Source organism: Mucilaginibacter sp. JRF, assembly GCF_015223065.1.
In the GTDB taxonomy this organism is placed as follows: Bacteria; Bacteroidota; Bacteroidia; order Sphingobacteriales; family Sphingobacteriaceae; genus Mucilaginibacter.
Map to the genome: position 1 here is coordinate 30,063 of NZ_JADFBY010000011.1, position 25,805 is coordinate 55,867.

Below are 25,805 nucleotides of genomic sequence, written 5' to 3' on the forward strand. Positions count from 1 at the left end.
AGTTTAAAAGCTTACTGAACCCGATATACTGCCACTTACAGCACCGGCAACACCGGCCATAAGCGACAGATCCAAGCCCATTGGTTTAAAGTATTGATAGGATAATTCCAGTGTTTCAATGGCCAAAGTATTTTGCTCGGCGTTAAACTCTGATATTTCAATTTTAACAGGATAGGCGTTAAATACATGCCACACCGCCACCGGTACATGCAGATCATTCAACAGGCTGATAACGATATTCTTTGGCTCGAATTCAAAATTCTCGATGGCGTTTTTACACCATACCGAAATGAACGAACCAATGAACAGCCCACGTTTTAATACCAGCTTTTGAAACTGCGGCACGCCCGGCATTTGATGTTTAAAGCGATGTTCGCCCCCCTCGGCAACAGCCTCGGTAGGTATGCTTACGCTGAGGCCGCTCACGCTTTGAAAGCGCAGATCCTGCGGGGTTTGCGGAAACATCTCGATAACCACCATAAAGTGGAAACCCGGCGGCGGATAGATCAGCCCATCCAAAATACCATTGATGATACCCATAAGCTTTTAAATTTGATTACTATCCGTTTTGTATAACAAGGCCCTCGTGCGCAATATCCAGCTGCTCAATAGCTACTTCGTTGCCATCGGCCTTAAGGTCGGTACTTTGAATTTTTAGCGGAAATGCGTTCTTAACCTTCCAGGTAACTACCGGCTCGTGGTTCTCGTTCAGCAGGTTTATGGTGATATCCCGGCGTTCAACCGTGTTGAGCGATATGGTATCAAACCATTTATAAAACTCGTTATCATTACTAAAAACGCCGCGTTTAAAGGTGATGTTACCAAACTCACGCATACCGGGCATCTTTATTTTGCTGTATTCGGGCGATGCGCCGTCGCGGTATTCAATAACCTTATTTTCGACGTTTAGGCCGCTTACCTCGGAGAAACCGATATTGGTACCGCCCCACTCAACCTTAAAGTGAAATTTGGGTAGCGGATATTTATTATTTGCCATGATGGAACAGATTTAATGTTGATGAATTGATGTATTATGCTTCCTGCAACTTGTGTGAGAATTTGAGTATGATAAACTCAGCCGGACGAACAACTGCCATCCCTATCTCGATGTTCATGCGGCCTTCCAGTATGTCAAGCGCTGTCATGGTAACACCAAGGCCTACCCTTACAAAAAAGGCTTGCTCGGGCTTGGCACCTGCAAGCGCGCCGGCACGCCATTGTTTTATCAGGAAGTTCTCTATCATGGCCCTTACCCTTACCCAGGTATTGGCATCATTAGGTTCAAACACCACCCATTCGGTACCTTTTTTAATTGATTCCTCAGCAAAGATGAAGAAACGGCGTACAGGCACATATCGCCACTCGTTATCATTACCGGCCAATGTGCGTGCTCCCCAAACAATGAGGCCCTTACCTGTAAAATAGCGTATGGCGTTTATTGATTTACCCGAGGTTGGGTCAACATTCAGGCTCATTTGGTCGGAGTGTGATATTTTTAAGCTTGCTGCCGTGGTATAAGCTAATGATACATTGGCGGGCGCTTTCCAAACACCTCTTGAGCTATCAACCGCGGCATAAATACCCGCTATAGCTGTTGATGGAGGCATAACAATGTTCAGTTTACCCAGCTCAAGCTTTATCAGGTTATACAACTCGGTATTACCCGAAACAACTGCCGGTGCAGGTGGAGACGATACTACTGTTGGCGCCGGTTTTTTCAGGTTTAGCCCATCGCGAATGGCAGGTTTTATTGTAGGCAACGGACTTTGTATGGTAGCCAAGTTGATCACCCCTATAGTTGTGGCATCAGTAGCTTCGTTAGCATCGGTAACCGGTGCCCCGTCTTTTGTATATATAATATTTATATCGGTATCGGCATAACGGTAATTCAGCGTGGTTTCAATATCAGGGAAATAGGCCGCGCCGTATTTAAGCAGATCGATATTACTACCCAGCGGAGCCGCGTTTCTGAAACCCTCGGCAGATGCGTTGATCTCGTTTGGTGTACCGGTAACATGCTTTACATCCAGTATGGTAAACCTGTCCTGCAATAAAAAGCATTGGTTGAGGGCTTCATTAATAATGGTATGGTATCTGTCGCTATCCAACGCGGTAGCATCAGGAAAAAGCAGCAATGTTGGTTCATCAACTTTCGCCGCTTCGGCCAGGCCGTTCCGCAGATCAGCAATATTCACATTGGTATCTGACGGGGCACCGGCCAGGTAATCGCCAACAGAAATAATGTAGCAAGGACCGCCGCCATTGGCAAAGTACAATTGCAGGCCATAGTACATTTTGTAGCGGGAGCGTTTAGCCAGATCGCGGCTTGTACCAATGGTTCTGTTTATTACACCACCAACGGTAACATCAGTAATGGTTACTGATATTGATGTTTCCTTTTGGGCCAAACCAAACAGCTGCTCATACTCCAGCAGCGAGCTGATTTTTTGCGGCAGCAGTTTAAGGCTCTTTCCATTAAACGTAGCTTTCTCGGTATAGCCAATAAATGCCGGAATAGCTGTTTCCACTTCAGCTACAGAAGGTGGAAAGGTGGGTATCTCCTTGATGTAGACCCCCGGTGTTTTAAATACGTCAGCCATAATGATGGTGTTTTTGATTTAAATGGTTATGAAAATGTCTGAAAAGGTATCTGCACCTTCTGTCTTTATAAGATGCAGAGGCGGATTAGGTAAATTGGCAATAATAAGGTTATCACTTTGATCGGTTAGCTTGATGCCCGTAACCGGGGCCTCCTTTAGCGGCAGCATGTTATTTGATGCCACAATGAACACTCCCGGAGGCGCCCCCGCCCCCACACTGAAAGCTATTGGCGTACCGTTGGCCTTAGCTATTTTAACACCTGTTACTGTTTGATTAAAGCGCTTGGTAACAATGTAACGCCATTTGGTAAGCCTGTTGGCAAAAGCTATTTTGTAATGTTTGGTATCAATTGAGTTATCATTATTTTGAAACTGGTATGTTGTAGGCAAATCATTCTTGTAGAATATCTCAACCATACCAAATGTATCGGCCACATCTGCCGGGTTAATGGAATATATCGATGCCTTTTCTGCACCCTCAACAAACAATTTTGCACGGCCGGTTGAGGCCTTGTTCAGATCAAATGAATAGTTGAATATGTTATTGGAGTTTGCCAGTTGCTGTTGCAGCACTTCGTCGTTATCAATAAACCGCAGTTCGGCGTTTTGCGATGCGGCGGTATTGGTGTGTACATAGCTTAGACTATTGCTCACAAAAGGCAAAATATCCGAATCGGAAACTATTTTGCTGGTGGTATTGGCAACCAACAACGGCTCGGATGTGGCAGATAAATTATCAACCAGGTTATTAAAATAGTATTTGCTTGTACGGGGTTTAATCAGGTTAAGCTGGCTGATGTTCTCAAAGGTGCTCAGCTTTAACTTTATTAAGAACGAAAAGCGGGTACCGTTGCGCAGGGCATTGTGAATTACATCCTTATTATCAACCGTATTAACTTTGGTAAACAGCGCGCCACCGTATTCGCCGGCAATAAAGCGCAGGCCTAAAGTATTGAGCAGCATTTGGCAATCTCTGGTAGGCACCAACAGCAGGTCGGCACTTTTACCTGATTGGTAAAAGCTGTGCTCAAACTCAATATCAAACAAGGCCTTATACTTTATCTTTATCATCGCTTTAATAATTGGCAGTGTTTCGGCTGCGTTTAGTTATCAGATATATTGATCTCGGTAATTGGCGGCGCTTCCATTTTGGGCTCCATATCAATAAAGCTCATGGTGCGCACCTTATAAATTACGTTGGGCATGTATTTGGCTCCCATGGCTCCCCACAGGTTGTTTTGCTGCTCAAAAGTTGTTGGATGCAGTGATACCAACAGCCGGTTTAACTTATGCCAGGGCTTATCGGCATCAACCTTGGCGTTCATTTGCGGGTATTGACCCGAATCAAACACATAGGTTGTTTGAAAAAAGGATATCACATACGACAGTAGCCTTAACGCCGTAGGATAATTAGCCGCGAATACCGAGAACAGCACATAAGCATTCAAATTTACCGGCGGGTTGATCATCTGTATCTTATCATCAACCTTGCGGTAGGTTTGCTGCGAATCGGCAATGCGGTCTTCTTCCAGGTTGATGAGTGTGAGTATCACTCTGAAAACGTTATCGCCCTCGGTAGTTACCGCGAAATTACCCTCGGGTGTCATCAGTGCCGAAACTATAACGCAGTCAACATTCCCAAAATTCGCGGCGTCCTTGCGCTTTAAATATTGGTTCAGTTCATCTGCTAAAAATTCAAGTGCGGTACGTATCATGCTATTAGTGGTATTCGGGGTTTTGAATAAACAAATTGCCTTGCCGATGATATTTCGGGATTGAACAACAGTTGATAACCATAATCCAGCAGTTTTTGATGATCAAAAGCCGGGGTATGGGTTTCAACAATTATTACCTGTATATTTTTAAAATCGTGCTGTTCGGCATCATTAAAGATCAACTCCTCATAACCTTCAATGTCCATTTTTAAAACAAACACCGGCTTATTAAGGGCGTGTATAAAATCGAACAAACCAACTACATCAACCGTGATGGATGTATTGGCGTTGGGCAGGCTTGTCCACCGGCCGCTCCATTCGCTTTGGTCGGGCGCGTAAATTTCCATTTGGCCTGATGTTACCCCTACTGCCTTATTATAAGCCTGTATATTTTTAAACTTGGCGGCATTTGCATCCAGGTATTTAAAGCTATCAGGATTAGGCTCGAACGATATTATCTCCGCATTTTTTAGGTACATGGCACACATGGCCGAAAACGCCCCGATATGCGCACCGCAATCAATAACATACGATGCCGTGTCAGGTTCCAACGCCGCGAGCTGATCTTTTACATGGTACATGTCCATGTGCATTATCTCGGGGATAACCCATTGGTCATCATCGGTATTTGTTCGGTGATCAAGTTCTACCAGCATCAGTTTCTGTATATTAATTGTCCGTTATTGGCTATGTTGGTTTTTGAGCGTACTAATAAAAAATTAAAGAATGTACCGTCGGCCAACAAGTCCTGCCCGGCATCCTTCTCTACCACCCCGCGCACCATATTACCCGATAGCATGTAGCTGTAAGCATCATCCTCAAATGCCTCATCGTGCTCGTTATAGCTTCCTTTTTTAAAAAATGCTTGCGGGTTGCTCCAGCAAATGGGTTGTACCTGCATCACATCAAGCTCATGCCAGGGCAGGCCGCTCTCATTAATAGTGGCCGTTAGCGCTTTTGAGCCGATGGTTAGCCACTCCAGCTTTTGCCCCGACCGCAGGATATCGCAAACCGTATTATAATACTTGCGGGCTATAAAACTACCCTCGGGCGCGCCCATAAAATTGTTGGTAACCTCGCCCGAGCGTTCCCGGTAACCCATAAAATCATAGTGTTTCAAACTATCTATTAAAGGTTCTATTGATCGCATCAGCATACAATCGGCGTCAATCCAGATACCACCGTAACGGGCCAGTAAAAACGCCCTGATATAATCGGCCCGATGGGCAACGTATAAACCTGACAGATCAATATCCGTATCAATATCTCTCAGTTCGGCAAAACTTTCGGGGCTTATTAAACATACATTGGGTGCATGGGCAAAAATGCTTTCGCGGCACTTTTTTATCCATTCGGGTGCTGTGCCTTCCCAGTATATCCAAACATATAAGCCCATATTTTTAACCGTGTTATTTATATTATTTATGCCGATAGTAATACCGGATTTATACTATTCTTTATTTGCTCAGTATCCTGATAGTTATCTAAGCGCTGCCTGATGTGCGCTCGTAAAGCATCGTCATACCGGCGCTCAACAGGATGAATCCAATACGCGTTTTCGGTAGCAAAACATTGCCCGGCATCATCCAAAGTATAGGTTTGGCGGTACTGCACATAGTTGTGCGAGCATGGGTTTTGCACAATATCATACCCCAACAAATTAACCAGCGTGGGTAGGATGATCTCCTCGGTAGCCCATATCTGGGTATGTTGCATGATGCGTTTCAGAATTTCGTTCTCCTTAAAAAGCTTAACCAGATCGGCACAAGCCGCAGAGGTAAATACGGTTGATGGCCAAAAAGTCCAATGCACAAACTGCGCCCGGCCATAGGTAAGGGTATTGAACAACGGCTCCCACAGATCGTACTCTCTAAATGCCTGTATCGACGTAAAAACATCCGTATCATAATAGGTTATCCGCTCCGGCCGATTTGATAGCATGCCCGCGTTATTATTTCCGGACAAATAATCGCATATAAAATCGCCGTAACCGCTACAAACACTCAACTGGTCTGAGTCAACTATGGTGAATGCCTCAAAATCAAAGTTCGCGATAGCATATTCCATACAATCAAGCGCGGCCGTATGCAAATACCCATGCTGCATGGGTTGCGGCGTCGGGTGAAAGCACGCGTTATATTTTTCGAATGGGAAATCGCTCCCGCTCATATCAAAATCGCTCCCCCCGTTATATATTATTATTGCCGATGACGGATCATTATGATACAGGTTAAGAACCAGATCAATAACGCATTCCTCACTCTCGTGTATCAGGCAGGCGTTTATGTTTCTGACGCTTTGTTTTACATCTGCCTTTTCTACCAATGTTTTGGTTTGCCTTTGGGGGATAATTGGTTTATGATAACGCGCCCAATCATCCTGCATAATTGCTTCCAGTTGTGCTAAGGGATATGGCTTCCACCATTCATTATCGGTTTGCTTGGGGCTGGCATTTTTATCGTGTATCATGTGCACGGCAATGGTGGCATCGCTTAACACAGTGATATACTCAGGCCGGGTATTCCATACAAACAGGCCATCCATGCCTACATCTATCTCGGCATAACTATTAATGCTCCAAAGCTCGCGGGTATAACATAACGAACTGCCCAGCAACCATACCCGCTGATCGGCCGGGTAGGTATATTCATATCCCGCTTTGCGGCGCGTATCGTAATACAATAAATTATTTATGCCGCATAGTTGGGTGCCATTATTTAGTAACTCGTTAACCTGGTACTCCAAGCGGTGGGGCGCATACCAATCATCATCATCCCAGTTGGCTATTATATCGCCCTTGGCCATAGTGCAGGCCATATTCAGTTTTTTACCCAAACTGGTTTTGGTATGCAGGCGTACGTAGTTAATCAGTTCGCTGTCAGGTAAAAGGTCGGCTATACTATCGCTGCCATCATCAATTATTATCAACTCCTTATTAATATATGTTTGCCTTAAAAAATAAGTTATAGCATTAGGGATAAACTCACGCCTGTTGTAAGTTGGCATTATACACGAAACAAGTGGTTGATTATGCTTGTCCATAAGTTCAAATAAATTTTGGCGAAACCAGGGCGTGGCAGTCAAAAACGTTCACAACCGGCAAAAGCTTCGCTACTCTCACTTACATGAGCCTGACTTTTAAGAAAATAATATCAAACTAAAAACCATTGCCCGTTAGGGCGGTGCCATTTATAAAACTCAAAAAAAATTGAGGAACTTGATTTATACAATTTAGGTAAGAACGTGAATTGGGGTATTCAACTATGGTAAAACTCACCAATATTTAAATGCATAACAATAGCTATTTGTAGCTATTGTTATGCTTAAAGCATTATATGATTGTGCATATTATCACTGTAAATAATATGATAAATGAGCAGTAAAAAGAAAAATTGCTCAGTTACGATTTCCCAGTTATGGGACAAGAAATGTACATGCGTTAATAAGGTATTTATATCATAAATAATAATTAGTCACTTTGCTATATAAACCTATAGTAATGAGAGCGCACACCTACCAACTGCTCATCTGCGGATTATTTATCGCTTTATCATCATGCAGAAAAGAACCTGCCATACAGGGTTCAAACAGTAACCCGTCTACCGAAAGCGACGATCAGCTAAAAATCACCTCTGTTAATGAGGATTATCTGCCACTCACGGTTAAAACCATCGCCGGCAAGCGTAATGTAAAGGGCTACCTTGATGGTACCGGCGACGCGGCCTTGTTTAACGGCAGCTGGGGCATTGAGCTTACTGATGACGGTAACCTTTACGTGGCCGATATATTTAACAATAAAATACGCAAGATAACGCCCGACGGTGTAGTTACAACGGTTAAAATACCGCTTAGGCCCGACCGTACATCGCTACGAAATCCGGCCGTGATCAAAATAGCCAAGGATGGTACCATGAACATTTTGGCGCTGGAGTATACCTACAATTTTAAATACAGAGTTTGGATAGTTAAGCCCAATGGCGAGCTATATAACCCTGAGATAAAAAGCAATGAATTTTTTGTTGACATGGGTAAAGATCCTTATGAAGATAACTACTGGATATGCGGAGCCCAAACCACGGGTAATGGGAGCGCCCGCGGGCTTATAGCTAAATTTTTGACTGTTAATGATACGCTGGGTACAAATCCCTACAGCCCTGACAATAACCAAATTGTTGACCCTCAATATCCATCAATCACTGGTATTTTTTGCGGATATAACGGGGTTAAGTACCTGGTAGTAAACCAGCGGTATATTTATAAACTTACCAAATCGGGCGAGTTTAAGCGGATATTTATAAACTATAATTTTAGAGGCATATACAGTATTATAGCCAATAAGGATAGTCGCACGGTATATGTGGCCGATGACGGACGCATCCTTGCCATATCAAATAATCACTTGCAATTTTTGGTAGGCCCGCGCGCGCCTTATGATGGCCGCGATGGTGTAGGCAGCAGCGCGGATGTAAGGGCACACCACATGGTTTTATCTAAGGATGAAAACACGCTGTACTTTACTGATTACAGCCATTATACCATTCGTAAAATATTGCTGAAGTAACGATACTTTAAACCTACCATCATGAAAAACAAAAGCTATACCTTGATCGCCCTGGCATTGATCATCTCAGTATTTCAGGCTTGCAAAAAAGAAAGCCCTGTATCTGAATCTATTAATGCTGAAAAACTTGCAAGCCAAACCCGTGCATCTGTAAGTGATAATTACGTGGTAAGCACATTTTTTGAAGGATACCCCGCACTTGATAATGCTTTCAGGTTATGCCGTTCAGCTAATGGCACATTATATGCAAGCTCGGCTTTTGCTAACAAAATTTATAAGATAACCACTAATGCTGTGGTTTCTGATCAGGCAATACTACCAGCCGGCAGTAATGTAATAGGTGTAAAGGCAGGGGAAAGTGGCACCACCTATGCGGCTTTGTATGCAGAAAACAGAGTTGTTAAGATAGATAGAAATGGTGTTATAACTACAGTTCCGGTAAGTTTAGCTCTTAAAAATCCGGCAGATGTAGCCATTGGACCCGATAGTACACTTTACATATGCGATGCAGGAAACAAACGCATTGTTAAAGTAACACCATCGGGTACTGCAACCGTTTTGGCCGGTAAAACCGGGGTTGCAGGTACCGCTGACGGAAAAGGTGCAAATGCACGCTTTATATTCGCCATAAATATTCGTTACGCATCTGACAATACATTATGGGTTACAGATGTTGACCCCGTATCACACGCTCCCGGAAAAACATTACGCAAAATTACGCTCGATGGAACTGTGACTACTTTTTTCACGGTTCCATCAAGCGGCGTACAAACCGGTATTGTTGATTTCGCACCTGCCAAGCGCGATAAAAACTTTAACGTATCATCTCGTGTAAACTTTTTTGTAGTTACAAGCAATGTTCCTTCATCCGGAGGGCTTGAGCATAAAATCAGTCATTTAAGTTTTGATGGAACAGAAACTACGATTGTACCATTTAATAGCGGTGAGTATACAGATGGCCCTGCTGGTCAGGCTATATTTGGCGCTCCACAAGGTATAGCTGTTACACCGGAAGCCATATTTGTTACAGACGGTTCAAAGATCAGGAAGATCAGTAAAAAACTTTAAGTTGTATTTTACAATTATTTAAACAAATAGATGTTTAACCACCAAAAAGGCAATTTACAAGCATTTTTAAGCGTAACATTTACACTACACTCCCGATTTCGTTACATTTAATCCCTCTCGCGTTGGTAAGATTAAGTTAAAATAACACACTTTTGCGGCGTTATATATATTTAGTCTAAATAAATGTATCCCAGATTAATTTTTACGCTCATAGCGTTTTGTGTATTTATCAGCACGTCGATCGCCCAAAACAATAAGGGTAATATTACAGGCAAAGTTTTAACTAATGATGGTAATCCGGCTCCGGGTATCACCATAAAACTGCTTAATACATCAACCACCACAACATCGCAGGCCGATGGGAATTATTCAATCAATACTTCCCCGGGTAGATACACCATACAATTTAGCGCAGTAGGTTTAACAACAAAACAAATTGATGTTGAGCTTAACGGCGAAACAACGCGTGTGGCCGATGTGGTTTTAGAGATCAACTCGTTCGATCTGAAAGATGTGGTTGTAACCGGCCAGTACGCGCCGCAATCCCTTAAGAATTCGGTGTACATGGTGCGCACCGTAAGCAGCGAACAGATACGCTTGCGTAATGCCACTAAAATACAAGAAGTATTGAGCGATCAGCTGGGTTTCAGGTTTAGTAATGATCTTACGCTGGGTACTGCGGATGTTTCCATGATGGGCGTTTCAGGCCAGCGGGTTAAGATATTATTGGATGGTGTGCCGATACTTGATCGTGGTGAAACACGCGAGGGTTTGAACCAGATCGACATTAACACTATTGATCATGTGGAGATAGTGGATGGCCCCATGTCGGTAAGTTATGGTACCGATGCTTTAGGTGGCGTTATCAACCTGATCACTAAAAAATCAAAGGGCGATCAATTATCTATCCATGCCCGTGTGCAGGAAGAAACCGCCGGAAAGAAATACGACGCATTCCAAAACAGCGGTACGCATTACGAAAATGTAGGTTTGAACTGGAACCACAAAAGTTGGGAGTTTGGCGGTAATTTTAGTCGCAACAACTTTGATGGCGCCACATTAGGCTGGATGCCAAAGGATCAATGGCTGGGCAATGCCCTGGCAGGCTACCGCACCAATAACCTGCATGTATGGTACAGGTTGGATGGTACTAACGAAACCCTAAAAAACAACGGACCGGTAAACGTGAACACCGGCATACGTACCGATGCGCATTATATTACCTACCGTTGGATGCATCAGCTACAAGCCGAATGGCTGGTAAACAATAAGCTGAGCATAAACGGCGTAGCTTCATATACCGACTATAGCCGCAGAACACTTACTACCACCCTGAACACCCTCACCGGCGACAGGCGCTTAACCCTGGGCGCAGGCGAGCAGGATAAGGCCGTGTTCGATAATAAATTCTTTCGTGCTACGGCGCAGTACTCTTTATCAAAAACGGTATCGTTACAGCCGGGTGTTGAGGTAAACCTTACCGGCAGCAGCGGCGCGCGTATTAATGGCACCCCTACTATTAATGATTATGCCTTCTTCATCTCGTCAGAAATTCAACCTACTGATGCCATCAGTGTAAGGCCGGGGTTAAGGTTCATCAAAAACTCGGTTTACGATGCGCCGCCGGTAATACCATCCATCAATACAAAATTTAAACTTAACGATGCCTTTGACCTGCGCCTGGCTTATGCCCGCGGTTTCCGTTCGCCGGCATTGCGTGAATTGTATTTCAACTTTATTGATGCCAACCACTCCATCAGGGGTAACACCAACTTAAAGGCCGAATATTCAAACAGTTTTAACGGTTCGGTAAGCTGGGTAATGGCGGGTGATAACAGGTTTAGCTTACGCTCATCATTAGGCGGCTTTTATAATGATTTTAAGGACCTGATCACCATCGGCTATGATCCGGCTGATCCATCAGTGATGATGTATATCAATATTGACAAGGCCAAAACCAAAGGCATTACGTTTAATAATACCATCAACTTTAAAAACCTTGAAGCCAGGGTTGGCGCAGCCTACATCGGCACATATAATAAGCTTGTTGATGATGTAAACAACGAGGCCAAATTTGTTTACTACCCCGAAGTAAGCAGTACGTTGCTTTACCACTTTACTAAAATTAAGGCTGATGCCAGCTTGTTTTACAAATTCAATGGCACGTTACCCACTTACGAGGTAATCACTAATACCACTACCGGCGAAAATGATGTCCGCCTGGCCAAACGGTCCGCTTTCAGCATTGCCGATTTCACACTCAATAAGTACATCACCAAAACTATTAATCTATCGGCAGGGGTTAAAAACCTGTTCAACGTAACCAACGTCAACAATACATCAACCAATACCGATGGGGCGCACAGTACAGGTGGCCCGGTGCCAATGGGTTATGGCCGGTCGTACTTTTTGGGGCTCAACTTCCAGTTTCATAAATAGCGCATTAATCTTCAATTAAATCATAAAACAACAAACAAACGATGAAAAAAATCCTATACATGATGTTAGGTTTGGCGCTTTTAACCAGCGCTTGCTCAAAGGATGATCCGGCTGCTCCGGATAATTTGATCAACTTTTCGGCCTCAACACAAGGTATCGAATCAACCAGTACATCTGCCGATGTTACCCTTACCTTAAGCAGAGCTGCTGACGTAGCCGTACCGGTAACCATTAACCTGGTAACTACAGGCGTAACTTACGGTACTGAATTTACAACTACCCCGGCTGCTACAAACAACGCTATCACCGTAACCGTACCGGCAGGTAGCAACACCGTATCATTCAAAATAAATAAAGCCGAAGGCCTTTTCCTTAACGGTGGCGAATCAGTAACCTTTAACATAGCTACAGCGGGCAGCCCGATATTGGTTGGTGCAACAAACAGCACAAAGGTTAGCTTTGCCGCTATAACATCTGATGGCACTACCCTCACCCTTAACGGTGGTGAAGGTGGCGCGGCAGCGGTTAATTCTGTTTTTGTAGACCTTAGCGCTAACAAACAAACATCAGTATTACGTAACAGCTGGGATCTGGGTTTTTACGCCGGTGACGATTTCAGGGTGATCATCAACAACACTACCGCTGCATCAGTTATCGCGGTTGATAAAACCGACCTTACCCAGGTTTCAGAAAGCGATATCACTATCAGCAACCTTAATTTAGGTTACGGTCAGGGTTCTTTCAGCATTATTGATGATGTTAACGGCGACCTTACCAAAACCGCTATCCCACAAGTATCAGCAACAGATGCCGAGAACAAAGTATACGTTATTAACCGTGTAGGCGGCTCAGCAACAACATCACCGGCTGCCGATCTGTATAAAATACGTGTACTACGCGCAAACGGTGGCTACAGCCTGCAATACGCTAAACTGAATGAAACTACATTCAAAACCATCAGTATAGCTAAAAATTCAACCTTTAATTTTAACTACGTATCATTTGAAAAAGGTGCCGAAGTTGAGGTTGAACCAACCAAAGATCACTGGGATATGCAATGGACTTACAGCATTTACTACACCGGTACAATCCCTTATGCTTTCTCTGATCTGGTATTTACCAACAGCTTAGGCGGCATAACATCAGCCGAAGTATTGACCAGTACTGTTAGTTACGATGCTTACGCATCGGCCAATGTTGCTACCACTACATTTACTACCAGCCGTAACACTATGGGTTCGGCATGGAGAGCTACCACAGGTACCGTTGGTGTAAAAACTGATCGTTTTTATGTAATTAAAGATGCCGCGGGCAACGTATACAAACTGAAATTCAACAGCTTTACCACTCAGGATGGTGGTACTCGCGGTTATCCGGTTATTCAATACGCTTTGGTGAAATAAGCATCATATTAAATAAATACTTACACCCAATAAGCAGCTTAATTATTAACGCTGCTTATTGGGTTTTATACATTTTACATAAGCCACTGTGCAAAGGCTTTACAAAACAGGTTGTACCGCATGCATATCAATATCTTTTCGCCGGATAGTAAACTTTCCCTAAATGAGCATAACGCCCCCTCGAAGGAGTCGGACCTGGTTAATATACGGTCTGAACTGGCAGGAACATGGGGCGCCATGACATCGAACACCTATTGGTTCAGCAACTTTTGCCTGATAGTAAGCGAATTTGATTTGAATAACGATACCGTTTTTAGCATTGAGATGGATGATTTTGCCTGGCAAACAAGCTTTGTAATTGAGGGGGGCTTAACTGTTATATCTCAAACAGCAGCGCTAAAATGGCAATGCAACAGGGCCGATGGTAATTACAATCGCACCTTTAACGCTAAGGCCAGCATTGCGCATAATACCAAAATATTCAGCATTGTGGTTACCAAACAATCCGTGGCGAGGTTGTGGGGCGATGGCATCAATCTATCGGCACAACAGTATGATAAACAGATGTTTACCCTGGTTGAAAAGGATTCGTCCCTCAGTAATAAAATCAATATACTGCTTGAATACTTAACATCAAATGATCATGCTCCTAACCTAAAAAGAGCCATCAGCGAAGAAAAGGTGCTGGAGATCATGGCCATGAAACTGCATTTTAACCTGAACGTGGCCGATAAGTCGGCAGCCTTTAAGCTAACCCGCGAGGATATAGCCAAGCTTTACCAGGCCAGGCAATTGGTGGAGAGTAATATAAAAACACCATTCTCTATACTGGCACTATCTAAAAAGATAGGCCTGAATGATTTTAAGCTTAAAAAAGGCTTTAAGGAATATTTTGGCAATACTGTTTTTGGATACCTGAACAACATACGCATGGAAACCGCCTACAAGCTGCTAAGCAACGGCAAAAGTGTTACCGAGGTAGCTACCACCGTTGGATACAAAAATCCGCATCATTTCGCGGCTGCCTTTAAAAAGAGTTACCAGGTATCGCCCAGCAAAATACGGATGTAGGCATTGCTACTTATTTAATATTTGTTTAACAATTGGTTAGTATATTTAAATAATCAACTGGCTGTTAACACCTTAAATAAAACGCCATGCCATTTTATCATGCCATTAAAGCAAATACTCCCGAGGGAAAACGCACCATTACCAAGTTACAAGTGTTACGCAAGCAACTTGCTGCCGAAATTCCGGAAAAGCAAATGGAGAGTAACCTGCTGCTGGGCACCTGGAACATCAGGGAGTTTGGCGGTAGTAAATATGGTGGCCGCATAAGTGAATCGTACTATTACATTGCCGAGATCATCTCTAAATTCGACATTATTGCCGTGCAGGAAGTGCGTGATAATCTTAAGGCGCTGGATAAGGTGATGAATATTTTGGGCAACCATTGGTCGTACATGTTTACTGATGTTACCGAGGGTAGGCAGGGAAATTCTGAACGCACGGCATTTTTGTTTGATACCCGTAAGGTTAGGTTCGGTGGTTTGGCCGGTCAGTTAGTGTTACCTCCGTTTGAGGAGAAAGACCCTGTTAGCGGGCAAACCATTTACAAGCCGGTTAAACAGCTGGCACGCACGCCATTTATTTGTGGCTTTAAGGCAGGGTGGACAGATTTCACACTTACTACTGTGCATATTCTTTACGGCGAATCAACAGCTGAAGACCCGGAGCGGGTAAAAGAAATTGAGGATCTGGCGCAAATGATAGCACAGAAAGCTGAAAAGGCCACGGCATGGTCGCACAATATGATACTGCTGGGCGATTTTAACATTTTTAAGCGGGAGGATAAAACCTACGAAGCCATAACCAAAGCAGGTTTCATCACCCCCGAGGCTTTGCAAAAGCTACCATCAAACGCGTTAAAAAATAAGTTTTATGATCAGATAGCATTCAGGGTTAGGCCAAATAAGTTTGAAACTACGGGCAAAGCCGGAGTGTTCGATTTTTTTAAGTCTGTTTTTAAGGATGATGAAACAGATGAACATGAGTACGCCGACGAGATGGGTAAAGGATATATGCAAAACTCCGAAGGTGAGCCTAAAGATGATAAGGCTAAAAGGAGCTATTACAAAACCTATTGGCGAACCTTCCAGATGTCGGACCATTTGCCTATGTGGGTTGAGATACGTATTGACCATACTGACAATTATTTACAGAAAAAACTATTACCACCACAAACCGAGAATACAACTACCGATACCCCTGCCCTGCCGGTTACAGATCAGTAACGTTTTGTTAACAGCTTAACTATTTAATTGCGACACAGTTAATGTATACACTTGTTTACTGATGATATGATAAATATTGAAACTTTTACACAGGTTACACAAAACACTTTACATTCATAAACCAGAGCGAAAACTTAGTAATGCTTTTTATACTTTAGCTGAATAATTGTTAAAAAAGTATCACTATGTCGAGCAATAATCCGATATCAAATAACTTACCTAAACTTGGTCAGCGTGTACGCATTCAAGATGGTAACAAAGAAGTTAATGCCATATTTTTAGCATACCTAAATGCTGATGATAATTACTACTTGACCGATAGCGGCCGCCTTATTCCACAGGAGGAAATAAGCCACTTTACTGAAGCCGTTGAGATGAACTAATAAAGGTAGTGTTGTTGGTGCTATAGCTATAAGCATAAATAGCTAAAATAGCACCACGACACTCACAACTTATTGGAGTATAGATATTTACTCACTATTTATACACTACACGTTTTAGTTTACGACAGTATTCGTGTGCATAAAATCAACCTGTCAAATTACTTTATTTGATAAAATTTTAAGCCATGAAAACAAAAATTATCTTATCAGCACTATCGCTTCTGATAGTTTCGGCTTCATATAAAGCTGATGGGCCGGTTAGCAAAAACGCCCCTACCGCAAGTAAAGCAGCAAAACCAGCGGCACTGTCAGTAAAGGATATGACCCGCAACTTAGAGTTCGACTTTTGTAAGGCAGACATCCGCCAGCCTAATGACAACCAGTTAGATCAGCTTGCGAAATATTTGAAGGATGGCAAACACGCCGTATCATTACGTGGCCATGCCGATGCTATAGGTACTTATGTGGGCAACTGGAAAATGTCGGACAAGCGAGCCATCGAGGTAAAAAAACAACTGATAAGCAAAGGTGTGGATTCAACTTTGATAGTTACTACCCCATTTGGTGATACCCTGCCTATATCGAGCAATAAAACAGCACAAGGCCGCCAAAAGAACCGTCGTGTAGAGATCGTTCTTAAAGCTCGTTAGAAATTAGTTAGAATAGTTCATTCCTTTTAAAACTTTTTTAAAATATGTGGTGTTCTGTTATCGCTTTGTTATATTGGTAAAACGCTGATTTTGAATATCGAAATTCGATTTTTTCAATTTAGGCTCTTATCAATAGGTGTTAAAACAACAGCGAGGAGAACAATAGAATATGTTATTAGCGAAACAGATATCCATCATATATTTTTTAAAGTTAATTAAGTGGGAAGTACTGGCCATATTTCTGTATGCCTGTATAGTTGGCGGGTTAGATTATTTTACTTTTTTTAAGGATCTTACCATCCCCTTAAGCGTATCGGCAATGGTGGGCACGCTGTTGTCGCTGCTGCTGGCTTTCCGTACCTCGCAATCGTACGAGCGCTGGTGGGAAGCACGTATTATTTGGGGAGCCATTGTTAATGATAGCCGCACGCTTATCCGCCAGCTAATACAGTTTTTACCCAATAACGATCAAAAACAACAATACATTAGCGAGTTTGCCATAAGGCAATCCATTTGGTGCTATGCCCTGGCCGAAGGTTTACGTAAATGCCCGGCTACCGAAAAGGTTAATAATTATATAGCCCAGCTTGGTGCCGATAGTGATAACCGACCCAACCTGCTCCTCTCAAAACATACCGAACAGTTAGCTCATTTAAGTGAGCAATATCAGCTTAACCCCAACAAACAGGTACAGATAGACAGCACTATACAACGCCTCACCGATTCAATGGGCCGATGCGAACGTATCAAAAACACGGTTTTTCCTCGTGCATATAGTGTGCTGATCCACTTCCTGATCTACGTGCTGACCACTATTTTCCCATTCGGGTTGGATGATCACCACTGGGCCATTGAGATATGTATGGCCACTACGGTACCGGTACTTTTCATTGCTATTGAGCGTACCGCCATACTAATGCAAGACCCATTTGAGAACAAACCGACCGATACACCAATGACGGCCCTTTCCCGCACCATTGAACGCAACCTGATGGAAATGGCCGGCTTACCAAAACCCGAGCAGCCTACACAGCCGGATAGGTTCTATTTGATGTAATCGGCATCAGCATCAGCATCAATTATAACTGATGGATCACCAAGATTTATTGGATTGACTTGCTATGCTATTTCCTATCATCACCATTGTGAGTATTTGAACAACACTACCGGACACTACAATTTCACACAAGGGCATTAATTTCATACATAATTAGCCGTTAGGATAAAATTATTTCGACAAAGTAGAAAATAGTTTCAACTATACACAACTTTGTATACAACATTTGCGTATATATGCACAACCCTAATGTGATTTAAACAAATGATTTTTCTCATTGCAACTCCAGTTGTGCTTGTATTGGTATACATGGCTCAAAAATTTTGCGCTAACGTAAGCGCCGAAGCATTAAACAAAGATCAGGCTGATAGCTGGTCTGTAGATCCCCGATTCCAAAAGAAATAATTATAAATACATAAGCAAAGCGGTATTTGCTATGCTTTGATTTTTTGTAATTCAACTAAAGGATCTTTGTTTTCAAATTTACTAACCCGCCCCGTAAGGCGGGTTTTGCTGTTTATAATAGTTTCGTATCTCACTATATTATATAAAAAGCGCTATTCCCTATTTACCAAATCAAGTAGCAATAATGAAATATCTATACACACTTCTATTTTTAGTAGCTGTTAAACCTGTAAATAACTGATAGGTATTGAAAAATATCGGCATTGATCAAATTAGATGTTATAGGTTTATAGTCACTTTCACCTTCAGGCTTAGCTTTATAACTAAGTGTAAACAACCGCAATCTTCAAATCCCCCAATAAAAAATCTGTAAACAAAAAAAGCCGGAACCTTACGGCTCCGGCTATGAGAGATATGTATTTATTAATTAATTATTTGAAGTTAATTGTTACCGCTTTATCAGCCATATCAGAGTATTGGGTAGTCCATTTGATCAGGCCGTAGTTTGATTCCTGGTAGCTTTTGTATGGCTCATCAAACAATTCGTAGGTCATGGCAACTTTTACACGTGGGTTGGCACGGCATTTATCTAAGAATGTGTGGATGAATGCGTTTTGATTAGTTTCGTTAACTGAGAATGAGTTAGTTGATTTGTAACGGAAACCGAACTCAGTGAACCAGATATCTTTAGTTGGGAACAGGGTTGACAATGTTGTAGTGATATCAGTAACCTTGTTGCTTTTGCCGGCACTTTCCATATCTGAGTACCAGTGGTAACCGATAGCATCATACTTAACACCGTAGTTTGAGCAGAAGGTTAAGAAACCCCAGTGTAACCAACCGGCATCGATCATGGTTTTAGCACCCGGGTCGTTAGCTTTGATACCTTCGTCGGCACCTTTTAGGTATGAGGCAACCACTGCGCTTCTGGTAGCATCGTAATGTGAAGCTTCACGACCGCTTTTGCCCGAGATCAACAGGTCAAGCTCTAAATCGTTACCCAGGTTATAGTACTCAAAGTACTCACCATATTTGCCAGCGAAGTTAGCGCCAAGGGTACGGCCTTTTTCGTAAGCTGATTGCTCAGTGTCGGTTTCTTTCAATGTTCTTAAGTAAAGCATTGGCAGTAAGTTAACCTGACCGTTTTTAGCAGCATCACGCAGTGAGGTCCACAGGCTTGATGATGAAGCTGAGATAGTACCATCAGATGAAGTGATCACGTTGATACGGTACCAGTTCATGCCCATACCTTTTATCAGCTCGATTTGCTTAGAGGCCGGGGTAGCCAGGTAAGGCGCATCACCAAACGGGTGACCGTTGATACCCAATTTAAGCGTTGAAGCCGAAGTACTGGCGGTTTTTAAAGTTGTTTGAGATTGGCTTGAAGCAACAGCTTCGTCAGCAGGAACAACATCATTTTGCTTTGAGCAAGAGGCGAAGGTGAATCCAGCAGCGCATACCGCAACTGCTAAACTCTTTGCAAAGTTTTTAATCATTAGGGTTTTTTTAATCAATAGTTACAGTCTTTTACGCCTTTGTATTATAAAGGTTACAACGTATAGCTATATTTTTTAAAAAAATTTCAATTGAAGAAAAACTCCGAATTATAATTATCTGAAAATGTTTCGATTAAAGCATTCTACAGCATTTTTTGCAAGCCAAAAACTATTCCGAAATCAGACAAAATAAAAAGCCCCGGATAAATAACCCGGGGCTTTAGTAATGAATATTTATTTTTCGGACAGAGAAATAATAACCAATAGTTAACCTACAAGCACATCATAATGATGATTTTTCTTCAAGTAAGGTTATATCTATAGGTACAAATTACTTTCTATCAATTACCAACAAATGCTGATAGGATGAACAACAAATAGTATAGTTACGCTTTTTTAACTTTAACAGCATTAGGGCCTTTTGCGCCTTGTTCAATCTCAAAGGTAACCTTATCGTTTTCCTTAATTTGCTCCAATATGCCATTGATGTGCACAAAGATGCTCTCTTGAGTTAGCTGATCTTTGATAAAGCCATAGCCTTTTGAGTCGTTAAAAAAAGCTACTTTTCCGTTTCTGACAACCTCAACAGGTATATCTTCCTGCCTTGCTATACCAATCTGAATGTTCTCTAACGATACCTGCTTACGTTTACCGGGCACTTGCGGGGTCGACGTAATATCACCGTTTTCGTCAACATAGGCCATCATGTCGTCAAGGTCGCCGCCTTTTACAGCATTGGCCTTACGTTCTTCGGCTTTCTCTCTTTTGTCCTGTTGCTTTCTAAGTTTTTTCTTTTCGCGTTCTTTTTTGTTGAATGTTTCTGTGGATCTACCCATGTATTAATTTATGTGTTTTTTTGTTTTGCTGTATTGAAATGCAAGGAGGAAGTTATTTGTATAAAAATAGGTAAAAAAAAAGCATTCCCCTAAACAGGGGAATGCTATACAATAATTTATAGTGTGTTAAGCTACTTTTACATTAATTGCATTAGGGCCTTTACGGCCTTCTTCAACCTCGTAATTAACAACATCGTTCTCACGAATGCTATCAATCAGGCCGGTAGTATGAACAAAGATTTCGCGACCACCATTGCTTGGTGTAATGAATCCGAAACCTTTAGTTTCATTAAAAAATTTTACTGTTCCTTGTTGCATTATTTATTGCTTTATTAATAAGTACGCAAGATACGCATAATAAACGACTTAGCTTTCCTTTTGCTAAAATTTATTAAATATAATTTAAACAGCAAGGCTAAATTATTTGAATAAAAAGCGCCTTAAGCCGCTTTAAGCAGCATAAACCAACATTAATACCTCCCTCATAAATATTTTGCGCTTTGATAATTACCGGCGATTTTCTTTTCGATAAAGCATATTTACCTCAGCAGCGGTAAGCGGTGTTTTATAAATTTTAACCTTATCCAACTCCCCCTGAAATATTCGCTCACCCGGAAACTCCTCATTTTGGCCTAAAACCCATTTGCTGGTGTTGCTAAGGTTGGCACTTTCTTCGAGTACGGTAGTTCCCGCTAATGCACCATCAATATATAGTTCGAGCTTTTTGCCGCTGCAAACACCCGCAATATGGTGCCAATGATCTTTCCAATCGGCAGGCAGGTTCACGGTTAAATCTCCGCGCCCCCAGCCACCGGCAAAAAAGGTGAGTGTTTTTTGATCGGTTATCTGTAATACATGGCTATCACCTTTGGTGATAATATCTACCAAACCCTTTTGGCTACCTGTAGGATATACCCAGCCCATCATGGTGAGAGTTTCGCCCATTTCATCCAGACTTGGGGCATTAGACACCTCAACGTGGTTATCCTCATTAAATATAAATGTGCCGCTATTGTTTTTATTGGCTGATATAATGTGCCCGTTATTTTCAAACCCCGATGAATCAGTAATGATATCCCCTCCTTTCACCCCTACCGGAGATAGCGATAATAACAACGCCTCCATTGCTTGCTGATAAACCTTATAGCGCACCTGCTGACCATTCACCGTGACTTGCTGAAAGCCTGAAGTTGGGGAGGTCAATTTATGCTGTACATCCTTTTTCTCCCCCTCATCCAGCGAAACCGTATCGGTAAGTATCAGTTTATTGTTCAGCTTTACAGGCACATAAAACGTACGCATTTGTCCATCAATGTTTTGAATCATGTAGCTTAGCTGACCATCTTCGTGCAAGCTCACCATGGGTGTAGTTTTGATTCCTATAATACGCAAAGCGTTTTCGGCTTTCAACTTTACCGGGGTAACCTTAACGTTGAGCGGCTTAAAACCTTCAATATTTACAGTTGTAGCTTTAGCGGCGTATAGTTTTAGGGAGATAGAATCTTTAACAATCTGCCCGTGCTCAACAAGTGTATTTTTATACGTGTACGGCTTACCATCTTTTAAAACAACTATCTTTTGCAAGCCTGTGCTGCCGTTGTTGGTTAGCGAGTAACGGATGTAAAAGAGCTGATCGGGCTTTACTTTATGGGTTGATACTGATATGTTTGATACCCGTATATCCGTCGGATTTTGAGTTTCTGATAGTTCTTTTGGGTCTTTATCAAGCGGCCATTGCGATGGTTGAGCACTCATTTTAAAGTCGACATTACAACCATTAGCTAATAATTCATGTGGTATGATTAGCTGCTGCCAATCTTTACCGTTGATACTTAATGCTTTCACGTAGCCGCCTTGTTGATCGCTGTTGATAGTTAACTTACGGCCATTAGGCAGGTTTAAAGTTGCCGACCGGAACAATGGAGTACCAATGCTATATAATGGCCTGCCGGGGACTGTTGGGTAAAGGCCCATAGCGCTGAACAGGTACCAGCTTGACGTTGAGCCGAGATCATCATTACCCGGCAAACCGCCCGGGGTATTACTGAAACGCTCCAGCATAATTTGCCTGTTCCATTTCTGTGTTAAGTCGGGCCGACCGGCCTGGTTGAACAGATAGGGCACATGAAATACAGTTTCGTTATCAAAAACCAGCACCTGATTTTGCAGAACAGAATCCAGTCGCGCGGCAAAAAGTTGATCACCGCCATTCAGGTTGATCAGATCTTTAGCATTATGCGGCACAAAGTAACCATACACCCATTGGTCGCCCTCCTTATAGCCCGACATGCCGGGCTGTAATTTGAACTCATCGCCATTTTTGGGCAAAAAAGTAACCGCGTCCTTATTAAACAAGTTTCGGTAGTTATATGCCTTACCCGATTCTAAACGCCAGATACTGCTATCGGCCATTACATGCTTAGCAAACTGCGTCAAAGCCCAATCATCATAAGCGTATTCAACCGTACGGGTAACTGATTCGGCATGCGTAAAGGGCACATACCCGTTTTGATGATAGGCGGCCATATCCTTTTGTAAAAACGGACCGGTAACCAGGCTTTTCTTCATGGCCTCGTAAGCCTCTGCCTTATCAAAGCCTGTAATACCTTTCAGATAACTGTCGACTATAATTGGTATGGCGTGGTTACCCGTCATTGATTCAATGGGTAAATGACCGTTTTGCCGATAAACATCAAGCATGGAAAGTATCACATCCTTTTGTTTATCCGGGTACAGCAGCGTTAACAATGGGTGCAATGTACGGAAGGTATCCCAGGGTGAAAAGGCACCGTATTGATTGTTACCGCTACGCTGATGTATGTTACCATCACCTCCCCGGTATCGGCCATCGGCATCATCAATAACCCAGGGTATCAGCAATGAATGATACAAGGCGGTATAGAAAACGGTTTTATTTTGTTCATTATCATCGGCCACATCAATTACCGATAGCTGTTTTTGCCAGGATAAAGCGGTTTGTTTATGTATATCATCAAAGCCTGAATTGCCCTGCTCTCTACTGATGTTTTGCTTAGCCGCTGCGTAGTCAATTGCAGAAGTGCTCAGCCTTACATTAATTACTTTTTTTGATGCAGATGATTTTGAAAAGGTAAACAGCCAACCGCCCTTAACCTTCTTTTTGGTAAGATAGGCCTCCGAAAAAAGCATGATCGTATTGCGACTACCAATATGCAGTTCCTGCTTTAATGGAGTTACCGCCTCCCCTGCATCGGCTACAAATAATTGAACTGCTGCTCCTTTTACAAATGCAAAACGAAAGATACCGGTACGGGGTGTGGTTGCAGCTTCGACAGTGGTGCCATCATCATCAAAAACAACTTTGTAATATCCGGGTGAGGCTACCTCTGTTTTGTGCGAGAATTTTCGGCTGTAATTACCCGAATCTAAATTAGCGCCAATAGCTACCGGCATTATACCCAGCTGCCCAGCCGAACCTTCAGGAAAACCACTCATGTGGCCAAAACAACTGAAATGGTAGATAACCGAATCGGCATAATTATAACCCCGTGCACCTTTCAAACTCGTTTCGGGGCTTAACTGTATAAAGCCCGATGGCGCTACAGCACCGGGATAAGTACCACCCGCGCTCCCCCACCGGGTTAATACATTGCTTTTTGCCGTGCCAATAAAGGGGTTTACATATTGCAGGTAGTTATTTGCATGCTGCGCATGCGCGCTAAGGCTCATAGTCAGCAATGCGCACAGTATAAGGGTCGTGTTTGTAAATAGCCTTTTCAACACGCTTATATTTTTATGTAGATCTTCCGCTTATCTAACACATAAGCCACCAGCCAGCACAACAGCATATAACATATCGCGAAAACCAGCGTACCGAACGAACCCGGAAATATCTGCTGAAATAATACCCGGTTGATCCACTCATAAAGACTGACACCCGGTTGTACCCAAATGGTAATAATGATAGTAAACAGCAACTCTGACAGTAAATATATAGCCAGCGGATTACGCCCGAACGTTAAAAAGAAGTTAGTGCCCAGGTTTAAATTCTTTATTTCGATGGCATACAATAAAAAGCCTAATATGGCCATATCAATACCGATGGTTAACAGGGTAAAGGTGCTTGTCCATAATTTTTTTCCTATCGGGAAAAACTGCCCCCAAAACAAAGCCACACAAATAAACAGCGCGCCGAAAATGAATAACTTGGCCACTGCCTCGTAGTTTTTCCCTTTACGCTGAATAAAAGCACCGGCCAGGTAACCGCCTATTACATTTACTATGGATGGTAGTGTACCCAGTAATCCTTCGGGTTCAAAAGCTACCGGACCACCTTTATCATGATACATGTGGGAATCGCCTATAAGTAGTATATCAAGCTTTGTACCTACATTATCCAGCATGGTAAACTCGGCGCCTGTAATACCAAACACCAGCAGAATAACCCAATAAGCCAACAACAGTATTACAGAAATAATGATAACCGCCCGCTGCGAAAAATAATGCACCATCAGCGCGCCGAAAAAATAGCATAAAGCTATGCGTTGCAATACCCCCATAACACGGGTATTGGCAACCGGGTTAAATGCCCAGCCACCACCATCACGATGCATAAACGGGAACCAGTACATTAAATAACCCAACAAAAATATGATGAGGGTACGCTTGATAACCTTACCAAAAAACACAGCATCGGTTTCGTATCTCTTTTTTGAAAAGCTCAGCGCGTTGCCTACGGCAAAAAGGAACGATGGAAACACCAGATCCGTTGGTGTAAAGCCGAACCATTGCGCATGATCAAGCGGCGACCATACCGCCGCCCCCGAACCGGGCGCGTTAACAATGATCATAAAACAGATTGTCAGTCCGCGAAAAACATCGAGCGCGGTAAATCTTTGGCTGGTAGTAGCAGTCATTTA

22 protein-coding genes are annotated in these 25,805 nt (G+C 42.7%); 9 read left to right on the forward strand and 13 right to left on the reverse strand.

Annotated features, from left to right (window positions below; all coding sequences use genetic code 11):
- Window positions 1-3: 3 nt before the first annotated feature.
- Genes IM792_RS19340 through IM792_RS19375 form a run of 8 tightly spaced genes read right to left on the reverse strand, consistent with a single transcriptional unit; the run spans window position 4 to window position 7,357 of the window.
- The gene (locus IM792_RS19340; protein WP_194103559.1) at window positions 4-540 is read right to left on the reverse strand and encodes a phage tail protein; all 537 of its coding nucleotides are present in this window, start codon (window positions 538-540) and stop codon (window positions 4-6) included.
- A gap of 19 nt (window positions 541-559) precedes the next feature.
- A complete protein-coding gene (locus IM792_RS19345) occupies window positions 560-997 on the reverse strand; it encodes a phage tail protein (RefSeq protein WP_194103560.1) in 438 nt (145 codons plus the stop codon).
- 34 nt (window positions 998-1,031) lie between these two features.
- Window positions 1,032-2,600, reverse strand: a complete 1,569-nt coding sequence (locus tag IM792_RS19350) for a phage tail sheath C-terminal domain-containing protein (protein ID WP_194103561.1) — start codon at window positions 2,598-2,600, stop codon at window positions 1,032-1,034.
- A gap of 18 nt (window positions 2,601-2,618) precedes the next feature.
- A complete protein-coding gene (locus IM792_RS19355; protein WP_194103562.1) occupies window positions 2,619-3,671 on the reverse strand; it encodes a hypothetical protein in 1,053 nt (350 codons plus the stop codon).
- Window positions 3,672-3,703: 32 nt separating this feature from the next.
- On the reverse strand, window positions 3,704-4,315 hold the full coding sequence (locus tag IM792_RS19360; RefSeq protein WP_194103563.1) for a DUF4255 domain-containing protein: 612 nt from the start codon (window positions 4,313-4,315) through the stop codon (window positions 3,704-3,706).
- Window positions 4,312-4,971: an FkbM family methyltransferase gene (locus IM792_RS19365; RefSeq protein WP_194103564.1), complete on the reverse strand. Its 660-nt coding sequence runs from the start codon at window positions 4,969-4,971 to the stop codon at window positions 4,312-4,314. Before IM792_RS19365 ends, IM792_RS19360 begins: the two co-directional genes overlap by 4 nt.
- Window positions 4,971-5,711, reverse strand: coding sequence for a capsular polysaccharide synthesis protein (locus IM792_RS19370; RefSeq protein ID WP_194103565.1), 741 nt, complete (start codon window positions 5,709-5,711; stop codon window positions 4,971-4,973). The genes IM792_RS19365 and IM792_RS19370 overlap by 1 nt, the downstream gene beginning before the upstream one ends.
- 26 nt (window positions 5,712-5,737) lie before the next feature.
- Window positions 5,738-7,357 carry a glycosyltransferase family 2 protein gene (locus tag IM792_RS19375; RefSeq protein WP_194103566.1) on the reverse strand — a complete coding sequence of 540 codons (1,620 nt, stop codon included), beginning with the start codon at window positions 7,355-7,357 and terminating at the stop codon, window positions 5,738-5,740.
- Between the two features lie 457 nt (window positions 7,358-7,814).
- Here IM792_RS19375 and IM792_RS19380 point away from each other — a divergent pair, with 457 nt between their 5' ends.
- From IM792_RS19380 to IM792_RS19420, 9 genes are all read left to right on the forward strand, one after another.
- Window positions 7,815-8,876, forward strand: a complete 1,062-nt coding sequence (locus IM792_RS19380) for a hypothetical protein (RefSeq protein WP_194103567.1) — start codon at window positions 7,815-7,817, stop codon at window positions 8,874-8,876.
- Between the two features lie 21 nt (window positions 8,877-8,897).
- The gene (locus tag IM792_RS19385) at window positions 8,898-9,944 is read left to right on the forward strand and encodes a hypothetical protein (RefSeq protein WP_194103568.1); all 1,047 of its coding nucleotides are present in this window, start codon (window positions 8,898-8,900) and stop codon (window positions 9,942-9,944) included.
- Window positions 9,945-10,127: 183 nt separating this feature from the next.
- Entirely contained in the window at window positions 10,128-12,383 is a 2,256-nt protein-coding gene (locus IM792_RS19390; RefSeq protein WP_194103569.1) for a TonB-dependent receptor, read from the forward strand.
- Window positions 12,384-12,424: 41 nt separating this feature from the next.
- Window positions 12,425-13,786 (forward strand): HmuY family protein, encoded by a 1,362-nt coding sequence (locus tag IM792_RS19395; RefSeq protein WP_194103570.1) that lies wholly within the window; start codon window positions 12,425-12,427, stop codon window positions 13,784-13,786.
- A 120-nt stretch (window positions 13,787-13,906) separates the two neighbouring features.
- Window positions 13,907-14,857, forward strand: a complete 951-nt coding sequence (locus IM792_RS19400) for an AraC family transcriptional regulator (RefSeq protein ID WP_194103571.1) — start codon at window positions 13,907-13,909, stop codon at window positions 14,855-14,857.
- A gap of 86 nt (window positions 14,858-14,943) precedes the next feature.
- Window positions 14,944-16,080: an endonuclease/exonuclease/phosphatase family protein gene (locus IM792_RS19405; protein ID WP_194103572.1), complete on the forward strand. Its 1,137-nt coding sequence runs from the start codon at window positions 14,944-14,946 to the stop codon at window positions 16,078-16,080.
- Window positions 16,081-16,265: 185 nt separating this feature from the next.
- Window positions 16,266-16,463 carry a hypothetical protein gene (locus IM792_RS19410; RefSeq protein ID WP_194103573.1) on the forward strand — a complete coding sequence of 66 codons (198 nt, stop codon included), beginning with the start codon at window positions 16,266-16,268 and terminating at the stop codon, window positions 16,461-16,463.
- Between the two features lie 185 nt (window positions 16,464-16,648).
- Window positions 16,649-17,113, forward strand: coding sequence for an OmpA family protein (locus tag IM792_RS19415; RefSeq protein WP_194103574.1), 465 nt, complete (start codon window positions 16,649-16,651; stop codon window positions 17,111-17,113).
- Between the two features lie 169 nt (window positions 17,114-17,282).
- Window positions 17,283-18,170, forward strand: coding sequence for a bestrophin family ion channel (locus tag IM792_RS19420; RefSeq protein WP_194103575.1), 888 nt, complete (start codon window positions 17,283-17,285; stop codon window positions 18,168-18,170).
- 836 nt (window positions 18,171-19,006) lie between these two features.
- Here IM792_RS19420 and IM792_RS19425 read toward each other — a convergent pair.
- The 5 genes from IM792_RS19425 to IM792_RS19445 all read right to left on the reverse strand — a co-directional run bounded on the left by IM792_RS19425 (window position 19,007) and on the right by IM792_RS19445 (window position 25,802).
- Complete coding sequence (locus IM792_RS19425; protein ID WP_194103576.1) at window positions 19,007-20,071, reverse strand: hypothetical protein; 1,065 nt, start codon at window positions 20,069-20,071, stop codon at window positions 19,007-19,009.
- 386 nt (window positions 20,072-20,457) lie between these two features.
- Complete coding sequence (locus tag IM792_RS19430; protein WP_194103577.1) at window positions 20,458-20,907, reverse strand: cold shock domain-containing protein; 450 nt, start codon at window positions 20,905-20,907, stop codon at window positions 20,458-20,460.
- A 126-nt stretch (window positions 20,908-21,033) separates the two neighbouring features.
- Window positions 21,034-21,225 (reverse strand): cold-shock protein, encoded by a 192-nt coding sequence (locus IM792_RS19435; protein WP_194103578.1) that lies wholly within the window; start codon window positions 21,223-21,225, stop codon window positions 21,034-21,036.
- A gap of 189 nt (window positions 21,226-21,414) precedes the next feature.
- The gene (locus IM792_RS19440; protein ID WP_194103579.1) at window positions 21,415-24,615 is read right to left on the reverse strand and encodes a GH92 family glycosyl hydrolase; all 3,201 of its coding nucleotides are present in this window, start codon (window positions 24,613-24,615) and stop codon (window positions 21,415-21,417) included.
- A gap of 56 nt (window positions 24,616-24,671) precedes the next feature.
- Entirely contained in the window at window positions 24,672-25,802 is a 1,131-nt protein-coding gene (locus IM792_RS19445; protein WP_194103580.1) for a DUF5009 domain-containing protein, read from the reverse strand.
- Window positions 25,803-25,805: the final 3 nt, after the last annotated feature.

Excerpts from the sequence above, each read along its gene's own strand:
- IM792_RS19340 (WP_194103559.1), bottom strand. The coding sequence starts at position 540 with ATGGGTATCATCAATGGTATTTTGGATGGGCTGATCTATCCGCCGCCG.
- IM792_RS19345 (WP_194103560.1), bottom strand. The coding sequence starts at position 997 with ATGGCAAATAATAAATATCCGCTACCCAAATTTCACTTTAAGGTTGAG.
- IM792_RS19350 (WP_194103561.1), bottom strand. The coding sequence starts at position 2,600 with ATGGCTGACGTATTTAAAACACCGGGGGTCTACATCAAGGAGATACCC.
- IM792_RS19355 (WP_194103562.1), bottom strand. The coding sequence starts at position 3,671 with ATGATAAAGATAAAGTATAAGGCCTTGTTTGATATTGAGTTTGAGCAC.
- IM792_RS19360 (WP_194103563.1), bottom strand. The coding sequence starts at position 4,315 with ATGATACGTACCGCACTTGAATTTTTAGCAGATGAACTGAACCAATAT.
- IM792_RS19365 (WP_194103564.1), bottom strand. The coding sequence starts at position 4,971 with ATGCTGGTAGAACTTGATCACCGAACAAATACCGATGATGACCAATGG.
- IM792_RS19370 (WP_194103565.1), bottom strand. The coding sequence starts at position 5,711 with ATGGGCTTATATGTTTGGATATACTGGGAAGGCACAGCACCCGAATGG.
- IM792_RS19375 (WP_194103566.1), bottom strand. The coding sequence starts at position 7,357 with ATGGACAAGCATAATCAACCACTTGTTTCGTGTATAATGCCAACTTAC.
- IM792_RS19380 (WP_194103567.1), top strand. The coding sequence starts at position 7,815 with ATGAGAGCGCACACCTACCAACTGCTCATCTGCGGATTATTTATCGCT.
- IM792_RS19385 (WP_194103568.1), top strand. The coding sequence starts at position 8,898 with ATGAAAAACAAAAGCTATACCTTGATCGCCCTGGCATTGATCATCTCA.
- IM792_RS19390 (WP_194103569.1), top strand. The coding sequence starts at position 10,128 with ATGTATCCCAGATTAATTTTTACGCTCATAGCGTTTTGTGTATTTATC.
- IM792_RS19395 (WP_194103570.1), top strand. The coding sequence starts at position 12,425 with ATGAAAAAAATCCTATACATGATGTTAGGTTTGGCGCTTTTAACCAGC.
- IM792_RS19400 (WP_194103571.1), top strand. The coding sequence starts at position 13,907 with ATGCATATCAATATCTTTTCGCCGGATAGTAAACTTTCCCTAAATGAG.
- IM792_RS19405 (WP_194103572.1), top strand. The coding sequence starts at position 14,944 with ATGCCATTTTATCATGCCATTAAAGCAAATACTCCCGAGGGAAAACGC.
- IM792_RS19410 (WP_194103573.1), top strand. The coding sequence starts at position 16,266 with ATGTCGAGCAATAATCCGATATCAAATAACTTACCTAAACTTGGTCAG.
- IM792_RS19415 (WP_194103574.1), top strand. The coding sequence starts at position 16,649 with ATGAAAACAAAAATTATCTTATCAGCACTATCGCTTCTGATAGTTTCG.
- IM792_RS19420 (WP_194103575.1), top strand. The coding sequence starts at position 17,283 with ATGTTATTAGCGAAACAGATATCCATCATATATTTTTTAAAGTTAATT.
- IM792_RS19425 (WP_194103576.1), bottom strand. The coding sequence starts at position 20,071 with ATGATTAAAAACTTTGCAAAGAGTTTAGCAGTTGCGGTATGCGCTGCT.
- IM792_RS19430 (WP_194103577.1), bottom strand. The coding sequence starts at position 20,907 with ATGGGTAGATCCACAGAAACATTCAACAAAAAAGAACGCGAAAAGAAA.
- IM792_RS19435 (WP_194103578.1), bottom strand. The coding sequence starts at position 21,225 with ATGCAACAAGGAACAGTAAAATTTTTTAATGAAACTAAAGGTTTCGGA.
- IM792_RS19440 (WP_194103579.1), bottom strand. The coding sequence starts at position 24,615 with ATGAGCCTTAGCGCGCATGCGCAGCATGCAAATAACTACCTGCAATAT.
- IM792_RS19445 (WP_194103580.1), bottom strand. The coding sequence starts at position 25,802 with ATGACTGCTACTACCAGCCAAAGATTTACCGCGCTCGATGTTTTTCGC.